The sequence below is a fragment of the Streptomyces sp. NPDC127106 genome (assembly GCF_042677605.1).
Taxonomy (GTDB): Bacteria; Actinomycetota; Actinomycetes; order Streptomycetales; family Streptomycetaceae; genus Streptomyces.
Window position 1 is genome coordinate 288,480 of record NZ_JBHXTC010000003.1, and the last position, 18,958, is coordinate 307,437.

15 protein-coding genes are annotated in these 18,958 nt (G+C 73.7%); 3 read left to right on the forward strand and 12 right to left on the reverse strand.

All coding sequences use genetic code 11. The annotated features are described in order from the left end of the window. Positions 1–102: 102 nt before the first annotated feature. The 5 genes from ACFVGY_RS05675 to ACFVGY_RS05695 form a co-directional block, all read right to left on the reverse strand. Positions 103–1,044, reverse strand: a complete 942-nt coding sequence (locus ACFVGY_RS05675) for a FadR/GntR family transcriptional regulator (protein ID WP_385671469.1) — start codon at positions 1,042–1,044, stop codon at positions 103–105. 137 nt (positions 1,045–1,181) lie between these two features. Then, positions 1,182–3,044 carry an ATP-binding cassette domain-containing protein gene (locus tag ACFVGY_RS05680; protein WP_385671471.1) on the reverse strand — a complete coding sequence of 621 codons (1,863 nt, stop codon included), beginning with the start codon at positions 3,042–3,044 and terminating at the stop codon, positions 1,182–1,184. Positions 3,045–3,199: 155 nt separating this feature from the next. After that, positions 3,200–3,946, reverse strand: coding sequence for an NUDIX domain-containing protein (locus ACFVGY_RS05685; protein WP_360629282.1), 747 nt, complete (start codon positions 3,944–3,946; stop codon positions 3,200–3,202). A gap of 69 nt (positions 3,947–4,015) precedes the next feature. Beyond that, positions 4,016–5,980, reverse strand: coding sequence for a glycogen debranching N-terminal domain-containing protein (locus ACFVGY_RS05690; RefSeq protein WP_385671474.1), 1,965 nt, complete (start codon positions 5,978–5,980; stop codon positions 4,016–4,018). Between the two features lie 131 nt (positions 5,981–6,111). Further along, on the reverse strand, positions 6,112–7,374 hold the full coding sequence (locus ACFVGY_RS05695; protein WP_385671477.1) for a DUF4192 domain-containing protein: 1,263 nt from the start codon (positions 7,372–7,374) through the stop codon (positions 6,112–6,114). Between the two features lie 122 nt (positions 7,375–7,496). Between ACFVGY_RS05695 and ACFVGY_RS05700 the strand changes: the two genes are divergently transcribed. After that, positions 7,497–9,656, forward strand: coding sequence for a RecQ family ATP-dependent DNA helicase (locus ACFVGY_RS05700; protein WP_385671479.1), 2,160 nt, complete (start codon positions 7,497–7,499; stop codon positions 9,654–9,656). Between the two features lie 214 nt (positions 9,657–9,870). Further along, entirely contained in the window at positions 9,871–10,500 is a 630-nt protein-coding gene (locus ACFVGY_RS05705; RefSeq protein ID WP_385671482.1) for a hypothetical protein, read from the forward strand. Between the two features lie 188 nt (positions 10,501–10,688). Here the strand turns inward: ACFVGY_RS05705 and ACFVGY_RS05710 are convergent, their stop codons facing one another. The 7 genes from ACFVGY_RS05710 to ACFVGY_RS05740 form a co-directional block, all read right to left on the reverse strand. After that, positions 10,689–11,324: a hypothetical protein gene (locus ACFVGY_RS05710; protein ID WP_385671485.1), complete on the reverse strand. Its 636-nt coding sequence runs from the start codon at positions 11,322–11,324 to the stop codon at positions 10,689–10,691. Positions 11,325–11,383: 59 nt separating this feature from the next. Next, on the reverse strand, positions 11,384–12,094 hold the full coding sequence (locus ACFVGY_RS05715) for a ribonuclease HII (protein WP_385671488.1): 711 nt from the start codon (positions 12,092–12,094) through the stop codon (positions 11,384–11,386). Between the two features lie 429 nt (positions 12,095–12,523). Beyond that, a complete protein-coding gene (locus tag ACFVGY_RS05720) occupies positions 12,524–14,371 on the reverse strand; it encodes a DUF4153 domain-containing protein (RefSeq protein ID WP_385671491.1) in 1,848 nt (615 codons plus the stop codon). 255 nt (positions 14,372–14,626) lie between these two features. After that, complete coding sequence (locus ACFVGY_RS05725; protein ID WP_385671494.1) at positions 14,627–15,544, reverse strand: ADP-ribosylglycohydrolase family protein; 918 nt, start codon at positions 15,542–15,544, stop codon at positions 14,627–14,629. A gap of 11 nt (positions 15,545–15,555) precedes the next feature. Next, entirely contained in the window at positions 15,556–16,215 is a 660-nt protein-coding gene (locus tag ACFVGY_RS05730; RefSeq protein ID WP_385671497.1) for a histidine phosphatase family protein, read from the reverse strand. Between the two features lie 73 nt (positions 16,216–16,288). After that, entirely contained in the window at positions 16,289–16,894 is a 606-nt protein-coding gene (locus tag ACFVGY_RS05735; RefSeq protein WP_385671500.1) for a YdbC family protein, read from the reverse strand. Between the two features lie 32 nt (positions 16,895–16,926). Further along, positions 16,927–17,766: an arylamine N-acetyltransferase gene (locus ACFVGY_RS05740; protein ID WP_385671503.1), complete on the reverse strand. Its 840-nt coding sequence runs from the start codon at positions 17,764–17,766 to the stop codon at positions 16,927–16,929. 75 nt (positions 17,767–17,841) lie between these two features. Between ACFVGY_RS05740 and ACFVGY_RS05745 the strand changes: the two genes are divergently transcribed. Continuing rightward, positions 17,842–18,801, forward strand: coding sequence for a DUF1152 domain-containing protein (locus tag ACFVGY_RS05745; protein WP_385671506.1), 960 nt, complete (start codon positions 17,842–17,844; stop codon positions 18,799–18,801). Positions 18,802–18,958: the final 157 nt, after the last annotated feature.

Below are 18,958 nucleotides of genomic sequence, written 5' to 3' on the forward strand. Positions count from 1 at the left end.
GGAGTCCGGCGGCGAAGGGCCCGCGCACGCTGGTGTCGCCGGACCCGGCCGGGCCCGGCGACATGTGCGAGTACCTCCGTGCCTTCCGTCCGCGCGGCTCCGTCAGTGCTCGCGCGGGGCGGGCACCACGCGCTCGACCTCGGGGTGCACCGTCAGCAGCTGGCGCATCGCGCTCTCGGCGCCGGCCGCGTCCCCCGAGGCGAGGGCCTCGACGATCCGCGCGTGGTGCGCGACGCAGGCCTCGCTGGGGCGGTCGCACGTGGTCGTGGGGCTGCCGGAGACCTGGAGCGCGGCGGAGACGATGCCGGAGAGGTGCTCCAGCATGCGGTTGCCCGCGACCTGGATCAGCAGGGCGTGGAACTCGTTGTCGGCGCGCGCGAAGGTGATCGCGTCGGCCTGCCCGAGGGCGTGGCCCATGATCTCGACCATGTCGGCGAGGCGCTGCTGGACGTCCGCGCGGCCGTGGCCCGCGGCGAGGCGTGCGGCGAGGGGCTCGATGGTCCAGCGGAGCTCGTTGAGCTCGCGGCGCTGGTCCTCGCGCTGGGGGCCGAAGGCGCGCCACTCGATGATGTCGGGGTCGAGGAGGTTCCAGTCGGCGACGGGGCGGACTCGGGTGCCGACGTTGGGGCGGGCGCTGACGAGGCCCTTGGCCTCCAGCACGCGCAGCGATTCGCGGACCACCGTGCGGGAGACCTCGAAGCGCTGGCCGATCTCCTCGGGAACCAGCGGGCGGTCCGCGCCCAGGTCGCCGGAGACGATCATCTGGCCGAGCTGCTGGACGAGTTGGCCGTGCAGACCGCGGCCTCGGCTGCCCGCCGCGCGGCGGCCGACCCGGCTCAACTCGACGTCGGCGCCGTCCCAGTGGGGCGTTCCGACGCGGTCGGTCCCGGAGGACTCCGTGTAGGGATAGCGGTCCAGTTCGCCCGGGCCGGCGAGGCCGGAGTCGGCATGGCGGGCGGCGGTCATCATGGTGTGCGCAAGGGTACTCACGAATCCTTTGTCGGCCGCGCCTTCACGAGCCTTGAGGTCTTTGGTGAAAAGCACACGAAAGGGTGATAGGCGTCACCTGCGCAATTGACGACTTATCGTAAAGAACCGGGCTTTTCACGGGGAGTTGCGGTCCCGTTCACCCGATGTGAGCGCCTCCGGTCACCCGGCGGCCGCGAACGGGACCACATCGCTCACCAGCGGACGCGACTGCGCAGTCCTGTGAACCCATAGGCGCACAACAGGACCATCAGCGACAACGCCAGTGCGGCGCCCACGGGTTGGACCATCACCCGGAGGGCCCCGAGGACCAGGCGGTCGACCTCCGGGGGCCACTGCGCCCAGGCGAGTCCGCGCAGCCGGGCCGCGACCCCGGTCGCCGGATGCGCAGACGGGCCTTCCAGCACCTTGCGCACCAGCGGCACCACCGCGATCGGTACGGCGAGCACCGCGGCCAGGCCCGCCGTCGCCGACCGGAAGACGCCGGAGGCCAGCACCCCGGCCCAGGCGCAGCCGACCAGCAGGCCGGCCCAGCTGACGGCGGGGGAGATCCACCGGCCGGGGGCGCGCAGCGGCCCGCTGTCGAAGACGAGGCGCAGGGCTGCGGCATCGGCGGCGATGGCGAGTGCGCCGAGCAGCACGGCAAGGGTGGCGCAAACGGTGAGCTTGACGGCGAGGAGTCCCATCCTGCGCGGGACGGTGCCGCGATGGGCGGCGAGCACGGGATAGCGGTATTCCTCGCCGAAGGCCAGGGCGCCGAGCAGGCCGGCACCGAGCGCTGCGGGCGGCAGGGGCAGCAGCTCCGGCCAGGCGGCCAGCACGCGGCCCTGCGAGGCCTGGCCGGAGCGCGCCAACGCCAGCGAGGTGACGACGGAGACGGCGACGACGAGGGCGGCGGTGAGAGCGGGCGCGGCAGTTCCGAAGACGCGCAGCAGCTCGTAGCGCAGCGGCCGCAGCGGGCCGCCCACCCTGCGCACCTGCGAGGCGGGCGGCCGGGCGGCAAGCCGCCGTTGCCCGCCCCAGGCCGGGGCCGGTCCCCCCGCCCCGGAGGAGGAGGGGTGGGCGGCCGCTCCGGCCGCTTCGGCGCAGGGGTGGGCGGCCGCTCCGGCCGCTTCGGCGCAGGGTTCGGCATCGGACGCGGCGCGCGATTGCGGGACCGCGGCCCCGTGCGGCGCGACGGCCGTCCGGGCATCACCGGTCTCGTCGGCGAGCTGGTGGACCAGGACGCCGTGGCGGAAGGCCGCCTCGCCGACCTCGGCGCAGTTCGCCCCGTAAACGGACAGGCGGTTGCCGCTCTCCTCGACGATCTCCACCGGGCGCTGTGCGGCCCGGGCCTCCCGGCCCAGTACGTCGGCCAGCCGGGCCGCGTGCGGGGTGCGCACGGCGACCCGGGGCCGCAGCCGGCTCCGCGCGAAGGTCGCGGCGTCCTGGTCGGCGACGAGCCGCCCGGCGGCGATGCTGACGATCCGGTCCGCGCAGCGTCCGGCCTCCTTCGCGTCGTCGGTGGTGAACAGGACCGCACCGCCGAGGGCGGCATGGCCGCGCAGGAGGACGTGGAGCCAGCCGCGGTCGCGGGGCGAGAGTCCAGCGGCGGGCTCGTCGAGGAGCAGGGTGCACGGGTCGGCCAGCAGGGCCGCGGCCAGGGCCACCCGCCGCTCCATGCCGAGCGAGAGGGAGCCGAGCCGCTGGTCGCGCAGGCCCGCGATGCCGACGACCTCCAGGACGGTGTCCGCCCGGGATGCGGACACCCCGGCCGCCGCGCAGAGCATCCGGAGCTGCCCGCGGACCGTCCGCGCGGGATTGCCGGGGACGTCGCCGAGCAGCACCCCGACTTCACGACCGGGATGCGGGATCCGGTGCAGCGGGCGACCGCGGAAGTAGGTGACGCCGCGGCCCGGTTCGAGCTCCAGCATGAGGCGCAGGGCGGTTGTCTTGCCCGAACCCGGTTCGCCGAGAAGGGCGGTGACGGCACCCGGGCGGGCCTCGAACGTGAGGTCGTCCACGAGGGGCGGAAGGTTCCGACGGGGATTGCTGGTGAGTCCGATGGCCTGGAGCATCGCTTCTCTCGCGGGGGGTGAGACCGCTCTGCGGCAGGGTCAATACCCCATGCAAGATAACGCGATATGTCCGATTTTCGCCGCATTCAGTCGGTGTGCGCCCCCGTGTCGGCCCCCTTTCCGACGCCGGAGCCCTGCGGCCCGGGACCCAGAACTCAGGCTTCCGGCCGCAGCATCGGCGGGTTGAGCAGGGTGGCGCCGCCGGCCCGGAACAGCTGTGCGGGCCGCCCGCCCTGACGGGTCGTCGTTCCTCCGGCCGGCACGAGGAAACCTGGGGTGCCGGTGACCTTGCGGTGGAAGTTGCGGGGGTCGAGGGCCACGCCCCACACCGCCTCGTAGACCCGGCGCAGCTCACCGACGGTGAACTCGGGCGGGCAGAAAGCGGTGGCGAGGGAGGAGTACTCGATCTTCGAACGGGCCCGCTCCACACCGTCGGCAAGGATCCGGGCGTGGTCGAAGGCGAGTCCGGAGGAGGCTTCCTCCTCGGCCGCCAGCAGCTCGTCCACGGGGGCCCAGCGTGCGCTGTTGGCGTCTCCGCCGGCACGGGGCGCGGGCAGATCCGGAGCGAGGACAAGGTGTGCCACGCTGACCACGCGCATCCGCGGATCTCGCTTCGGGTCCCCGTACGTGGCGAGCTGCTCCAGGTGGGCGCCGTTGCCCGCGCCCGGTTCGGCGGGGTCGTGCGCGCACAGCCCGGTTTCCTCGGAGAGCTCCCGGGCCGCGGCAGCCGCCAGGTCCTCGTCCCCCCGCACGAAGCCGCCGGGCAGGGCCCAGCGTCCCTGGAACGGCTGCTCACCGCGCCGGACGACGAGTGCACAGAGGGCGTGGCGCCGTACGGTGAGCACGACCAGGTCGACGGTGACGGCGAACGGCGGATAGGCCGACGGGTCGTAGGGAGACATGCCGCGATCATAGTCGTCTTCCTGACGATAAACAGAGCTTTCGTGATCCTGAAGACGACCACCGGCAGCCTACCCGCCCAGTTGAAGCGCATCCGCGGCCTCCTCCACCATGCCGAGTCCGAGCCGGCTGATCCGCAGGGCGAACGGCTCGCCCGCCACCCGCAGGCCGGAGAGCCGCAGCGCGCCGAGCGGGGCCCCGGGCAACGGGACGAGGGCGACGGTGCCCGCCGGAGCGTCCGGGCGGATGCCGGCGAGTGCGGCCAGCACGTGGACCCCTGCGGCCGCGGACACCGCGGCCGGACGGCAGGCCGCCGGGTGGGGGAGCGGCGCGCTGCCCGCGGTGCGCTGCTCGGCGGCGTACATCTCCGGCAGCCGGAACCCGAAGCTCTCCGCGGCATCCAGCAGGCCCCGCAGCAGTGCAGCAGCCTCCTTCTCGAAACCGGCCTGGGCCAGGCCTGCGACCGCCACGGCGCTCTCGTACGCGCGTACCGCGCCCGACCGGTGACCGAAGGGGTTGTGCCCGGGCTCCCGTGAGGCCATGCTCCGCAGCCCCCAGCCGGAATCCATGGCCGGAGCTCCGAGGAGCCGGACGAGCTGTTCGGTGCGGGCGCGGTCCAGTAGGCCGGGGGCGAGCAGGCCGCCGCCGAGCAGGCCGGTGTCGAGGAGGTGGGCGGCGGCTCCGCTGAGCCTGGGCAGCGGCCGTCCGTCGGGGTGCAGGGCGGCGGCGGGCCTCCCGCCGTCGGGGCCGTCGATCCAGAACCGGTCCCGGAACCGGGTGCGCAGTGCCTCCGCCCGGTCGCGCCACTCCTGTGCGCCGGGCCGCCCGCACCCGTCCAGCAGGTCGGCACCGAGCAGTGCGGCCCGGTGGGCGTGGGCCTGGGTCTCGCAGCGGCGCGGCCCCGGATCCGGGTCGGCGAGGAACCCGTCCTCGCCGAGGGCGCCGCGGAGCCAGTCCAGGCACTGCTCCGCGGCCGGGAGGAGCCGGGCCACGTCCGCTTCCTGCATCCCCCAGCGCCGTGCTTCGGCCAGTACCGTCGGAAAGGCGAGCGTGGCCTCGGTGCCGGTGCACCCCGGCGGAAGCTGCGGGCCCGCACCGCGCAGCGGACCGGGGATCTTCCCGGTGTCGGCGCCGCCGCCCACCTGGGTCCGGGCCAGGATGCGCAGGGTCGCCGCGGCGAGCCCGGTCCCGAGCGGCAGCGCCATCCTGGCGGCCCACAGGGATTCCGCGGGGGCCAGGCCGAGCCGCCACGGAACACCGGCGGCGGCGAAGGCGTCGGCCGGCTGCTCCTGGTCCCGCAGGAGCAGCGCGCCGAGATCCTCAACGCTGGACCGGAACCAGGTACCGACCCGCGGATCGTCGCACTCGGCCCGGGCGTCGGACAGCGGATTGGCCACCTGCCCTGCCGGCGCCCGGGAGGCGCGGGCGTGTGTGGTCCGCAGCTCGATGGTGCGGCACTCCCCCGGCCCCAGATCGAGCTGCCAGCGCAGCAACCCGGCGGAGGCGAGTGCGTCGTCCGGAGCCGGTTCGGCCACGGTGAGGGCCTGCGCCTCGCCGGTGCTCCAGCGCAGCCCGGCGGCATGCACCCCTGCGGGAAGTTCCGGCCCTGCCCGGCCGGCGGCCACCGCCGCGAGCTCGGCGAGGTCCGTGCCGAGCAGGATCTCCACGGGCAGGCGCACCGGGCGGGCGGTGAAGCTGCGCAGGGTGATCCGCTCGGTGCCGTCCGCGTGCCGAACCCGGTCGACGCCGATGTCGGGATCGGGCCCGGCTTCGGCACCGGTGCGGATGGTCGCGGTGAACAGGGCCCGGTCGGCACCGAGGCTGCGGCCCTGGACCGCGACCGGCTCCCGGCCGCCGACCCTGAGCACGCAGCGGGACAGGAGTCGCCGCCCGGACCGGTAGATCCCGTCGATCCCGCGGCCGGTGAGCTGACCGTGCTCGGGCGAGATGACCAAGCAGGGCGCCGATACGCAGATGACGGCCCCGTGCACGGGTGGCAGCTCGGGTCTGGGGGCTGGGAGTACAGAGTGGGCCATGGTCCGCCTTGTCTGGGCGCGCTGCGCTCCGGTCGGTTCCGCAGGGCGGCGGGGCCGGGCCCCCGTCACCCTCCTGGGGAACGCCCCCGCCCCCGCGCGGGTCACGGTGCACCCCCGGGACGGGCCCCGGCTCACCGGTCGCTCCCGCTGGCGCGGCGGCCCTCGCGGCGTCCTCCGCGGTCTTTGCGGCCCGGCGGGCGGGTGAGGGCGGCTGTGCGCTTGCGACGGGGTTCCCTGCGCCGCCGCTCGGCCCGCAGGCAGGCCCGCAGTCCTTCCGGGTCGATGCCCTCGTTGCATGCGTGGTGGAGCAGTTGGGCGAAGCGGTAGTCGGCGTCGGCCCGCAGGGCGAGCCCCAGCGCGATGCGGGCGGTCGGCTCGTCCCCGGTGGACCACGAGACCCAGCCGGCGAGGGTGAGGGGGGCGGCCGCGTGCTCGCCGTAGGCACCGACGCAGCGCCTGGCCAGGGCCTGCCACAGGCGCAGTGCGGACGCGGCCTCCTCGTCCTCCATCCATTCGGCCGCGATGTCCCGCGTCTCGCGGTCCTGGAGGCCGAGGATCACGGTCGCGGCCTCGTCGTGTCCGAGCAGGGCGTCGTCCCAGTCGTCGGCCCCGGGCCCGCCCTCGACGGGCGGGGCGAGTGTGAGGCGCCGCATGAGGGTGCGGGCCAGCGTGATGGTCTCGGTGCCGATGTCCTTGCGGCTCGCCCCGTCGAGGATCTTCGGAACGAGGGTGGCGGCGGCTTGGTCGAGGGCGCGCTCCATCTCCCGCGCGGTCGCCCCGCGCAGGGGCGCCAGGCGCCCCTCGATCTCCCGCAGGGAGCCGCGGATCCGCAGGCCCGCGAACGTGGCGGCGGCCGCTGCCACCGAGGTACCGGGGGCCGCCAGGACGCTGCCCTCGCCCGGGCAGCAGCGCTCGTCGGGGCAGCAGTAGGACCAGTACCGGCCGCCGGAGATGCACAGGGCCTCCAGGACCGGCACGTCGAGCGCGCCGCAGGCCAGCCTGATCCGCTGGGCCAGGGGCCGCAGCCGGGTCATCACCCGCTGGCCGCTCTCGCCGGTGCGCGGGTCCTGGCACAGGAACAGGATGATGCCGTCGGGCTTGCCGGCGCGCCGCTCGCTGCCCTGGATCAGGCACTCGGCGACCAGCCTGGCGGTGTCCTCCCACTCCGCGGGCGCGGTGGGGATGCCGAGCCGGAGCCGGCCCCCGAAGCGCCCGCCCTCGCCGTGCACGGCGACCATGACGAGGGAGTCGGTGGGGTGGAACCCGAGCAGGTAGGGCAGCGCGTCGGCCAGCTCGGCGGGGCTGCGCAGGGTGATCTGGGGGTCGGTGGGAGATCCGGACGGGCTGACGGAGGGCCGGCCGGACGGAGTGCGCGATGCGTTCTCGTTCGTCATGCCCCGACGGTCCCGCGCACGATCAAATCCGGAAACCCCTGTGGATAACTCTTGATCGTTCAACTTCCACAGGTTCGTGCTGCCGTTGGCGCGATGTCGGAGGCATCGGGTTGCATGGGGGCATGAACGCAGACCTGAGGTCCTCGGCCGACTCCGTACTGGCCCGTCTCGTGGGCGACACCACGGGCACCGCCCGCCTGCGCGAGGACCAGTGGCTCGCGATCGAGGCACTGGTGGCGCACAAGCGGCGCGCCCTGGTGGTGCAGCGCACCGGCTGGGGCAAGTCCGCGGTGTACTTCGTCGCCACCTCGCTGCTGCGGGCCGCCGGCGCCGGACCCACCGTCATCGTCTCCCCGCTGCTCGCACTGATGCGCAATCAGGTCGAGGCCGCGGCCCGCGCCGGCATCCACGCCCGCACCATCAACTCCGCCAATCCGGAAGAGTGGGAGGGGATCCAGGCCGAGGTGGCGGCGGGCGAAGTGGACGTCCTGCTCGTGAGCCCGGAGCGGCTCAACAACCCCGACTTCCGCGACCAGGTCCTGCCCAAGCTGGCCGCCGCGACCGGACTGCTCGTGGTGGACGAGGCCCACTGCATTTCCGACTGGGGGCACGACTTCCGCCCCGATTACCGGCGGCTGCGCACGATGCTGGCTGACCTGCCGCCCGGCGTCCCGGTGCTGGCGACGACCGCCACGGCCAATGCCCGGGTGACCGCCGACGTCGCCGAGCAGCTGGGCACGGGGGCGGGGAGCGACGCGCTCGTGCTGCGCGGCCCGCTCGACCGGGAGAGCCTGAGCCTGGCCGTGCTCACCCTGCCCGACGCGGCGCACCGGCTGGCCTGGCTCGCCGATCACCTGGGCGAACTGCCCGGATCCGGGATCATCTACACGCTGACCGTGGCCGCGGCCGAGGAAGTCACCGCGTACCTGCGCCACCGCGGGCACACGGTGGCCTCGTACACCGGCAAGACGGAGAACGCCGACCGCCAACAGGCCGAGGACGACCTCCAGGCCAACCGGGTCAAGGCCCTCGTCGCGACGTCTGCCCTGGGCATGGGCTTCGACAAGCCCGACCTGGGCTTCGTCGTGCATCTGGGCTCGCCGTCCTCGCCCATCGCGTACTACCAGCAGGTCGGCCGCGCCGGACGCGGTGTGGAGCATGCGGAGGTGCTGCTGCTGCCGGGCCGCGAGGACGAGGCCATCTGGCAGTACTTCACCTCGGTGGCCTTCCCGCCGGAGGAGCAGGTACGCCGCACCCTGGAGGTGCTGGCCCAGGCGGACAGACCGCTGTCGCTGCCCGCCCTGGAGCCGCTGGTGGACCTGCGGCGCACACGGCTGGAGACGATGCTCAAGGTCCTCGACGTGGACGGCGCGGTGCACCGCGTCAAGGGCGGTTGGACCGCGACGGGGGAGCCCTGGGTGTACGACGCAGAGCGCTACGCCTGGGTTGCCCGCCAACGTGCCGCCGAGCAGCAGGCGATGCGGGACTATGCGGCGGCCACGGGGTGCCGGATGGAGTTCCTGCGCCGGCAGTTGGACGACGAGGCGGCGGAGCCGTGCGGCCGCTGCGACAACTGTGCCGGGGGCCGGTTCACGGCGGACGTCTCCAGCACCGCCCTGGACACCGCTCGGGGCGAGCTCGGCCGTCCCGGCGTGGAATTGGAGCCGCGCAAGATGTGGCCGACGGGACTCGCGGCCGTCGGCGTCGACCTCAAGGGCCGCATCCCCGCCGGGGAACAGGCCGCACCGGGGCGTGCTCTGGGCCGGCTCTCGGACATCGGCTGGGGCAACCGGCTGCGTCCGATGCTCAGCACGGGGGCCCCGGACCAGACCGTCCCGGACGACGTGGCGCAGGCCGTGGTCGCGGTTCTCGCCGACTGGGCGCGGGGCCCGGGCGGCTGGGCTTCGGGGGCCCCGGACGCGCCCGCCCGGCCGGTGGGAGTGGTCTCCCTGCCCTCGCGCAGCCGCCCCCGGCTGGTCGGCTCACTGGCCGCGCGGATCGCGGAGGTCGGCAGGCTCCCCCTGCTCGGAGCGCTGGCCTACACCGACCAGGTCCCGGAATTCGGCCTGCCCTCCTCCAACAGTGCCCAGCGGGTGCGCGGACTCCACCGGGCCCTGGCCGTGCCTCCGGAGCTGGCCGCGACCCTGGCCGCAGCGGCAGGTCCCGTACTGCTCGTCGACGACCGGGCGGAGACCGGCTGGACCCTCGCCGTGGCCGCCCGGCTGCTCCGTCAGGAAGGCGCGAAGGAGGTGTTTCCGCTGGTGCTCGCGGTTCAGCCGTAGCCGGATGGGGCGCTGTCGGCGCGGCAGGCCAAGGATATGAGCGGCATACAGGCGAATTCCGGTCGGCGGCGCCAATTGCTCATTGCCGCGCGCTCGCGCACCACGCGAGAATTGGGGTGCTCCCGCTCGGCTCGACGGCACTCATTGGGCCGTGCTGCGGCGCGCCCGCACTCCAGCTGTGCCCGTCCGCGGGCGTGTACCCGAAGGGAGGACCGTGACCTTCGGATTCGCCCCGCCTTCCACATCGTCACTGGCGAACTCGACCCGTAGCGGCAGCCGACACGGAAGGCTGCTGGAACCCGCAGAGTGGACGGCGGCGGGCATCCCCCTGCTGCGCAATCCCCGCGAGGTCGTCAGCGGACTGCACTCCCGGCACAGCCCCGTGCCGTCGACCGCGGTGATCGCCGTCCTCGACCCCGAGGAACGGCTCGTGGCGAGCGCGTCGTTCGTCCAGCGGTCGGCGTCGGCCGACGGCTGGGAGTACCGCAACGCGCTCCTGGCTGCCCTGCGCCGGGTCATCCCCCACGACCTGCGGCTCCGCACCCCGGTGCGCACGGCCGTGCTGATGTACTGCCGGGAGGGCGACGAGCGGTGGACCGAGGAGGACGGCGCGTGGATGTGGGGGCTGCGGGACGCCTGCACCCTGCACGGGCTGCGTTGTGGCGCGTACGTCACGCTGACCCGCAACGGCTGGCAGGTGCTCGGTGAAGGCCGGGGCGGCCGACGCCCCAGCTCGGACTCGCGACCGGAGCGGCTCGGCGACACCGTGGCCGATTTCACCGCGTTGAACTTGAGCACCGGTGGCGGCGCGGCCGAGGCCCTGCGCCGCACTGCCGCACGCTGACACGCCTCCGCCCGTTCGCGATCCGGCCCACTGTGCCGGCTCCCCACACGTGGTCGCGTCACGCGACCGCTTACCGACAGCCCTTGCGGCCGTACACCCTGAGCGGGCGTACGGCGGTTCGGGCCGCGGGCTTCAGCGGGGCCGGCGACGGCCAGCCCCGCCCCTTGCCCGCACCGGGGTACGGGGCGTCAGACGCCCGCGCCCAGCACGGAGTTGATCCGCTGCGGTTCACCACACACGATCAGCAGCGCACCGGCCCGCGCGAGCGCGACCGGCAGGGTGGCGGCAGCGGCTTCGACAGGTCCGCCGTTGGCCGCGAAGACCACGACGGGACGGGTGGCGGCGCGCTCGACCTGCGTCGCGTCCGCGTAGAACACGTCGTCCGCGGCATCGTGCAGGGCCCAGTAGGCGGCCTCACCGAAGGAGAGTTCGTGAGCGGCCCACGGGTGCAGTTCGCCGGTGGTGAGCACCAGGATGTCACCGGGCGCGCGCCCGGTGTCGAGCAGCAGGTCGACGGCCTCTTCGGCCGCGTCCAGCGCGCCCTCGGCGGAGGCCGGGATGAGCTGGATCTGCGGCACCGCGGTGGAGACGGACGGCGCGGTGGCGGCGGGGGGAACGGGCCCGGCTGCGGGGGTGGCCTGCGGTGCACGCGGTGCGGGCGGCGCGGGCCGGGCGGCGGGACCGGGGCGCCCGGGCCGCGGGGCGGCGGCGGGACGCGGACCAGGTACGGGGCGGGGGGTCTGCGCGGTGCGGCTCGCGGCCGGCGTAACGCGGGGACCCTGGGCACTCTCGTGAATCTGAGGCTCCTCGGGGGTGAGAGGCATGAGTTGATATCTATCAAACACCGGCACGAAACGTACCGGTGGGGGGCACTTGGGTGCGATTAGAAATCGAAGCCGAGTTGGCCTCCGTTTTCCAGCTCCATCGCTTCTTCGCTGCGGCGCACCTTCTTCAGGTGGCGCCACCGGGGCAGTGCGTCGAGGTACGACCAGGAGAGCCGGTGGTAGGGGGTGGGACCCAGCTCCTCCAGCGCGGCCCGGTGCACGGGCGAGGGGTATCCGGCGTTGTCGCCGAAGCCGTAGGCCTCGAACCCGCCGCCCAGGACGCCGAGTTCGGCCATCATCCGGTCGCGCCTCACCTTGGCGATCACCGAGGCCGCGGCGACAGCGACGCAGGACTGGTCGCCCTTGATCACCGTGCGGACCTGCCAGGGGGCGCCGAGGTAGTCGTGCTTGCCGTCGAGGATCACCGCGTCGGGCCGTGCGGGCAGGGCTTCGAGGGCGCGCCCCGCAGCCAGCCTCAGCGCGGCCGTCATCCCGAGTGCGTCTATCTCCTCCGGCGAGGCGTGGCCCAGGGCGTACGAGGTGACCCACGCCTCCAGGACGTCGAGGAGGGCGTCGCGCCGCCTGTGCGTGAGGAGCTTGGAGTCGGTGAGCCCTTCGGGCGGTCGGCGCAGTCCGGTGATCGCAGCGCACACGGTGACCGGTCCGGCCCAGGCTCCTCGTCCTACTTCGTCGACCCCGGCGATGACCTTGGCGCCGGTGGTTGCACGGAGGGAGCGTTCGACGGTGTGAGTGGGTGCTTCGTAGGCCATGGCGCCAGCAAGATTACGCCGCCCCGAGCCGCCTGCACACCCCGGCCCGGGCAGAGTCCGCACCGCGGCCCGCCCGTCGGCCCGGACACCGGCCGCGGCAGGGCCGCACGTGCGGTCGTTTCCCCGATTCTCGGGCCTCGCCCGTTCGCTTCCGCACACCCTTGCCCGGCGCTTCCGTGCCGCCATTCCGACACCGGAGACAAAACGGATTCTGTGCGTCCACACGTCTGCAGCCCTGCACCATCCCCTCCGGTGCGGGACACCTGATCAGCAGCGGCCCGCCGCACCAGGCTCCGCCCGGACGGGCGCATGAGGCCGGTTCGTACACAGCGCGTCGCATTCGTGAAGCATTGCGGCTCCCGACAGCACAAGGCCCGGGCGCGGGATCTCATCCCGGGCCCGGGCCCTCGCACCGTGCGGAGCGTGCCCCTATTCGGAGCGGCTCGCGAACCCGCCGAGGCGGTGGCAGACCTCGTACGGGGCGGTGACCGGACGGTCGTTGAGGATCTTCCGGGCCCGGTACTCGTCGAGGCTCATCGCGTACCACGGCACCTGGCCGGCGCGCGCGAGCTCATCGTTGATCCCGCGCAGGGCGCACGAGCGGTGGGGTTCGGGCAGCCGGTCCAGGGCGGGCACCGCATCCGCCGACAGGAACCGGAAGTAGGCCAGGTCGATCTTGCCGGTCTCACGGAAGCGATCGGTGTTCTTCTCGGCGACCATCCCGTCCGGGGACATCAGCCCGAACGCGAGAGCGGCGGCCGCCGCGCTTCCGACGACGGCGCGCGGCAGCCAGCGGGCGCCGAAAACCCCGGCGGCCATGATCAGAACGATGACCAGGCCGAGCCAGAGCTCCATCGCGGCCACCGACACCCGCAGCCGGGTCAGGCCGAACGCGTCCACGTACAGGTCCATGCGGCGCAGCGCGGAGGCGACCACCACCAGGGTCATCGCGCACAGCGTGCCGAGGACGGCGCGGACCAGCCGCCGGTCGGCGGTGCCCGAGCGCGGGGCCCAACGCAGCGCGAGCGCGATCACGGCGAGGGTGAGCAGGGTCGCCCAGAGCAGCTGCCAGAAGCCCTGGCGGGCGTACTCGGCGTAGGTGAGGCCGGTGGTGCGCAGGACTTCGTCGTACCCGCCGAAGAGGACGGTGAGTTGGACGGCGTTGAACCCGGCGAAGAGCAGGTTCAGCACGATGAGCGGGAGCGCCCATTCGACGCGGGAGCGGGGCCTGCCGGCGGACACCTCGATCCGGTCCCAGCGTGACGGCGCCGCGGCGGTCCGGGCGAGTCCGAGGGCGATGACGGCCGCCATCAGGAAGAGCAGCAGCCGCACCGGGCCGTCGCCGATCGAGACGTCGGGGATGAGCCCGCCCAGCAGGTCCGCGAACGCCGCGTCGGCGGAGGCGAACAGGGCGCCGAAGAGCACCAGCAGGACCACCGCCACACCGGCCGCCTTGACCACGGGCATCCAGCGGCCCCGGTCGACGCCGCTGCTCCGCGAGCGCAACCCGGCCCAGGTCCAACGGATCCCGGTCACGGTCCCGTCGACGAGGCCGAGCGGGCTGAGCAGCGTGCCCTGCCAGGTACGGCTGCCGTGCAGGGCGAGCGAGCCCACGAGGAGGGCACCGAGCAGCGCGAGGGTGGTGGGCCACCCGGAGTCGCGCAGCGCGGGCACGGCGAGGAGGGCCACGCAGCCGAGCGCCCAGGCCACGGTCCACGGCCGGATGGTACGACCGGCCGCGCGGGCGGCGGCGTACGCGGCGGCCATCGCCGGCAGGGCGACGAGCAACAGGCCGGGCCCGATGCCGTCGCCGAGGAACAGGGCGGCGGCGAGGCCGGCGACGAGGGCCGAGACCAGTACGGCGGTGGAGACCGGCGCCGCCTCGGCGGGCTGGGCGGCCACCGCCCAGGAGAGCGGGGCGATGGACCACGAGCCGCTGCGTTTGCGCTCCTGCCGGGCCTGGTACCTCTGCCAGGCAGTGGGGTCCCAGCCCGGGGGCGGCCCGGCGGCCTGCGGGGGCATGCCCGCGGCCGCCGCAGGTATGCCCGCGACGGCGTGGACCGGCCCGCCCGTGCCCGGAACCTGCTTCCCGGGTTGCTGGTTGGCACCTCCGGGCGCCGCCGCGACGGTGGCGCCCGGAGGCGCTGCCTGAGCGTGGACGTCCCCGGACGCCGCCTGAGCGCTGGCGTCCCCGGACACTGCCTGAGCGTCGGCGTCCCCGGGCGCCGGCTGCGCCGCCTCCGGCTGCCCGGCCTGCGCGTCGGCGTTCTCTGCCATCGGGCTCCCCTCCCCTGTCCGCCGCCCCCCGCCTGATTGCGGAAGCGGCAAAGCGCACAGGTTAGGCGCGTGACGTGCGGTTTTACAGGGATCAACAGACGCCTGTGGCAGGACCGTGACAATCCGCGCGTGGTCGCGGGCCCAGCGGCGGACGCTCCGGCCAGCTACTCCGACACATACCCTCCCCCGTCCCGGAGGACACTGACCCGCCTGCCGCCCGGCCGCCGCGCCGGCGGTGATCCGCCCGGCCGCCGACTAGTACGCCGAGGCCCGGGGGAGCCACACCGGGAGGGCTTCGGTACGCGCCAGCCACGCGGCCGGCAGCATCTCCTCCCCGCGCCCGCCCAGCACTCCGCCGACGATCGCGCAGGTCGTGTCGACGTCCCCGCCCACCTGCGCGGTGGTCCAGAACGCCTGCTCGTAGTCGTTCAGCGAGCGCGCGGCCGACCAGAGGGCGAACGGCACCGTGTCGTGCGCGCTGGTGCGGCGCCCGCAGCCCAGGACCGCCGCCACCGTGGTCGCATCGCCGTAGTCCAGCATGTCCCGGGCCCGTCGCAGCCCCGCGCCCACGGCGCTGCGCGGCACCAGTGCGATGACGTTGTCCAGCAGGTCGGCGGCGGTGGGCGGGCCCAGCGGATCCGCCACCAGCGCGGCCGCCGCGGCGACGGCCATCGCCCCGCACACCGCCTCCCGGTGCTGGTGGGTGGTGTAGGCGGAGATTTCCGCCTGGTGGGTCGCCTGCTCGGGGTCGTCGGCGTACCAGGCGCCCAGGGGCGCGATGCGCATGGCCGCGCCGTTGCCCCACGAGCCCTGGCCGTTGAAGAGTTCGGCGGCGAGGGTCCGCCAGTCCTCGCCCTCCCGGATCAGGCGCAGCATCCGGTTCACCGCGGGACCGTAGCCGCGGTCGAAGTCGTGGTGGTGGGCGAAGGAGTTGGCGAGGGCGTCCTGGTCGATGCGGCCGTGTTCGGCGAGGACGGCGAGCACGGAGCAGGCCATCTCGGTGTCGTCGGTCCATTGCCAGGTGTCGGTGCCGGCGGGCAGTTCCCGGCGCTTGAGCAGGGGGTAGTTGACGGGGACGAAGTACTGGGAGCCGAGGGCATCCCCCAGGGCCAGCCCGCGGAGGCTGGCCATGGCGCGTGCGAAGCGCCGTTCGGAAGAGGAGTCAGCGGTCATTGCGCGCCACTTTAGCCGTCCAGGTCATAAGGCTCGGGTGTGGTCCACCGCTCAAACGGGCGGTCCAGGCGGTAGCGGCCGCCGGAGCCCAGCATGAGCACCCGGTACTCGCCGTTCCCGGGGTTGGAGAGGCACTCGAATTCGGCCACCGACCAGTGGAACCAGCGCATGCAGAACAGCCTCATCGTCAGCCCGTGCGTCACCAGCAGCACGTTCGGCGGATGGTCGGGGGCCTCGAAGCTGCGGTGGAGACTTTCCAGGAAGGAGCCGACGCGGTCGTAGACGTCCGCTCCGGACTCGCCTTGCGCGAAGCGGTAGAAGAAGTGCCCGTAGGAGTCCCGGTAGGCCTTCTGTAGGCGCACGTCCTCCCGGTCCTGCCAGTTTCCCCAGTCCTGCTCGCGCAGCCGCGGCTCCTCGCGCACCCGGACCCGTGCCGGGTCCAGCCGCAGGTCCCGGAAGGTCTGCAGGGTCCGGCGGTAGGGGGAGACGTACGCGCTGACGCGCTCGTCGCCGAAGAGCTCGCGCAGCCGCGCACCGGCCTCGGTGGCCTGCTGGTGGCCCAGCGCGGTCATCCGCAGGGCGTGGTCGGGCTCCCGCTCGTACACGGTGTCGTCGACGTTGCCCTCGGATTCCCCGTGCCGGACGAGGACGATGCGCCGTGGTCTTGCCATCCTTCGACCCTATGCGGCCTTCGGCGTGCCCGGCACCCGGGCACGCCGGTTGCGCCGGCCGATCTTCGTACGGTCATACCGTCCAGGAGGCTTCCAGGTCCACGACGTCTCCGGTGAGCGCTTCGATGTCGGCCTCGGTCTGGGCGCGCAGGGAGAGCCGCTCGACCCGCTCCTGGCGGTACTTGCCGTGCTCGGCGGCCGCGTGCCACATCGACAGGACGAGGAATTCCCGGCCGGGGGCCTCGCCGAACAGGCCGCGGACCATTCCGGGCGACCCGGCCATGGCCGGGTTCCACACCTTCTCCTGCATGAGCGCGAAGTGGTCCACGCGGCCCTCCCGTACCCGGGTGTGGGCAACGCGGACGACGTCGGCATCGGTGAACCGCGGCTCGAAGCCGGTCTTCACGTCGAAGCGGTGGTCGAAGAGGTTGACCCGCGCGTTGGTGTACGTGCCCGCCTGGGCGGCGGCCAGCCGGTCGTGCGAGCGGGCCATGAACGAGTCGTAGAAGGAACGGCTCTCCCAGAACGCGAAGACATGCGCGACCCCCTGCCTCCCCCGGCTCCAACCGCCGCCCTGTCCCCGGAATCCCGGCTCGCCCGGCAGCCCCGCCCACTTGCGCTGCCCACGCTCGAACCCGCGTCGGTCCGTCACCGTGCAGCGAATCCACTTGACCAGCACGGCGTCATGGTACGGGCCCTGCGCGGCCCGGGTCAGTCCCCAGCGCGGATCACCCCGTCCAGTTCCTCCGCATCCCGCTCTGAGAGACGAAGACCGAACTCGCGGTCGAGCACGGCGGGCAGTTCGCCCGGCGTCACCGACCGGCGCTCGCTGCGCCCGTCGGGGTACAGGCGGGTGAGTTCCCGCCCGACGAGGGCGGCGCGGACGCCGTCGCCCGGCTTCTGCACGATCACCTGCCCGATGAACGCGGACCGGGGATGGGTGGAGCTGTAGTGGTTCAGCAGGACGTAGTCGACGGGGTGGTAGCGCTGCGGGGAGAAGGCGTAGAGATCACGCCACGTGTCCCCGCGCAGCAGGGACAGCGCGAGGATGCCGTCCTCCTCCTCGCGGACGGCATAGGTCCATGCCCCTTGCGTCACTTCGGCTCCGAGCTGCCCCAGCGGAACGGGTTCGAGCGGGCCCTGGTGGCCGAACCCGGCGTCGCACAGCCATGGTTGGCCGTCGACGGTGACGACGAGGACGGCGTGCGTCACCGGGAGGAGGGTGTCGCCCCGCGTACGGTTTCGGGCGCCGCGCCCGGCCACCTCGAAGCCGATCCGCTCCAGGGCAGCGGCCAGCAGCGAGTTCTGCTCGTAGCAGTAGCCGCCGCGGCGGCCGTGCACGAGCTTGTCCTCGAGGGCCTTGACGTCCAGCGCGATGGGGCGGCCGAGCAGAACGTCCAGGCTCTCGAAGGCTATGGCACCGGTGTGGGCCCGGTGCACTGCGTACAACGTCGCGAGGTCCGGCCGGAGTTCCCCGTCGTCCCCGACGGGTCCGTCGTATCCGATCCGCGCGAGATAGGACCCGAGATCCAGCTGGTCACCACTCCACATGACGCTCCCCCGTTCCGGCCTCGCGGCCCGTCAAAGCACGTGGCACTTGCCCGCCGCACTCGCACAATGATCGACATGACGGCCCTACACACCAACCCCCTCTTCGCCCGCCTCACCGATGCCGAGAACATCCTGGTCGCCGGCGCCGGCGGAGGCTTCGACGTCTACGCCGGACTCCCGATCGCCCTCTCGCTTCGACATCAGGGCAAGCAAGTCCATCTGGCCAACCTGTCGTTCAGCACCCTCGCCGGCCTGCCCGGCGATGCCTGGGTCGCGCCGGACGTCGCAGCGATCACCCCGGACACCGCGCCCCACCAGTCGTACTTCCCGGAGCGGACACTGGCCCGGTGGCTGAAGTTGCACGGCTATCCGTCCACCGTCCACGCCTTCCCGCAGCTCGGGGTGCAGCCCCTGCGCGCCGCCTACCGGGCGCTGATCGACCGGCTCGGCATCGATGCGGTCGTCCTCGTCGACGGCGGTACGGACATCCTGATGCGAGGCGACGAGGCCGGACTGGGCACCCCGGAGGAGGACCTGGCCAGCGTCGCCGCGCTGGCCGCCCTGGACGGCGTCACGGAACGCCTGGTGGTCTCGGTGGGCTTCGGGGTGGACGCCTACCACGGGGTGAGCCACGCCCTGGTCCTGGAGAACATCGCGGCGCTGGACCGCGAGGGGGCGTACCTGGGGGCGTTCTCGATCCCGCGGGCCACCCGGGAGGGCGCCCTCTACCTGGACGCGGTGGCACACGCCCACCATCAGACTCCCGACCGTCCGAGCATCGTGAACGGCTCGATCGCGGCGGCCGTCCGCGGCGACTTCGGGGACGTGCGCTTCACGGACCGGACCAGGAACAGCGAGCTCTTCGTCAATCCGCTGATGTCGCTGTGCTTCGTCTTCGATCTGCCGGGCCTGGCGGCTCGCTGCCTCTACCTGGACCGGATCGAGGACACCCACCTGATCCGGCAGGTGAGCTCGCGGATCGCGGAGTTCCGCGACGAGATCGCGACCCGCCCCGCCCGCCGGATCCCCCACTGACGGGTCTGTCCCGAGGACGATGCCCCAGGAACCGGGGCCGGCACGACGAAGGGGACCGACCGGTGGTCGATCCCCTTCGCCCGCCGGCGGGGGGGGGGGGGGGGGCGGGGCGGCGGCCCCCCCCCGCGGGGCGCCCGCGGGGGGGGGCCGGCCCCGG

Excerpts from the sequence above, each read along its gene's own strand:
- ACFVGY_RS05740 (WP_385671503.1), bottom strand. The coding sequence starts at position 17,766 with ATGTGGAGTGGTGACCAGCTGGATCTCGGGTCCTATCTCGCGCGGATC.
- ACFVGY_RS05725 (WP_385671494.1), bottom strand. The coding sequence starts at position 15,544 with ATGACCGCTGACTCCTCTTCCGAACGGCGCTTCGCACGCGCCATGGCC.
- ACFVGY_RS05680 (WP_385671471.1), bottom strand. The coding sequence starts at position 3,044 with ATGCTCCAGGCCATCGGACTCACCAGCAATCCCCGTCGGAACCTTCCG.
- ACFVGY_RS05700 (WP_385671479.1), top strand. The coding sequence starts at position 7,497 with ATGAACGCAGACCTGAGGTCCTCGGCCGACTCCGTACTGGCCCGTCTC.
- ACFVGY_RS05720 (WP_385671491.1), bottom strand. The coding sequence starts at position 14,371 with ATGGCAGAGAACGCCGACGCGCAGGCCGGGCAGCCGGAGGCGGCGCAG.
- ACFVGY_RS05685 (WP_360629282.1), bottom strand. The coding sequence starts at position 3,946 with ATGTCTCCCTACGACCCGTCGGCCTATCCGCCGTTCGCCGTCACCGTC.
- ACFVGY_RS05695 (WP_385671477.1), bottom strand. The coding sequence starts at position 7,374 with ATGACGAACGAGAACGCATCGCGCACTCCGTCCGGCCGGCCCTCCGTC.
- ACFVGY_RS05745 (WP_385671506.1), top strand. The coding sequence starts at position 17,842 with ATGACGGCCCTACACACCAACCCCCTCTTCGCCCGCCTCACCGATGCC.
- ACFVGY_RS05715 (WP_385671488.1), bottom strand. The coding sequence starts at position 12,094 with ATGGCCTACGAAGCACCCACTCACACCGTCGAACGCTCCCTCCGTGCA.
- ACFVGY_RS05710 (WP_385671485.1), bottom strand. The coding sequence starts at position 11,324 with ATGCCTCTCACCCCCGAGGAGCCTCAGATTCACGAGAGTGCCCAGGGT.
- ACFVGY_RS05690 (WP_385671474.1), bottom strand. The coding sequence starts at position 5,980 with ATGGCCCACTCTGTACTCCCAGCCCCCAGACCCGAGCTGCCACCCGTG.
- ACFVGY_RS05730 (WP_385671497.1), bottom strand. The coding sequence starts at position 16,215 with ATGGCAAGACCACGGCGCATCGTCCTCGTCCGGCACGGGGAATCCGAG.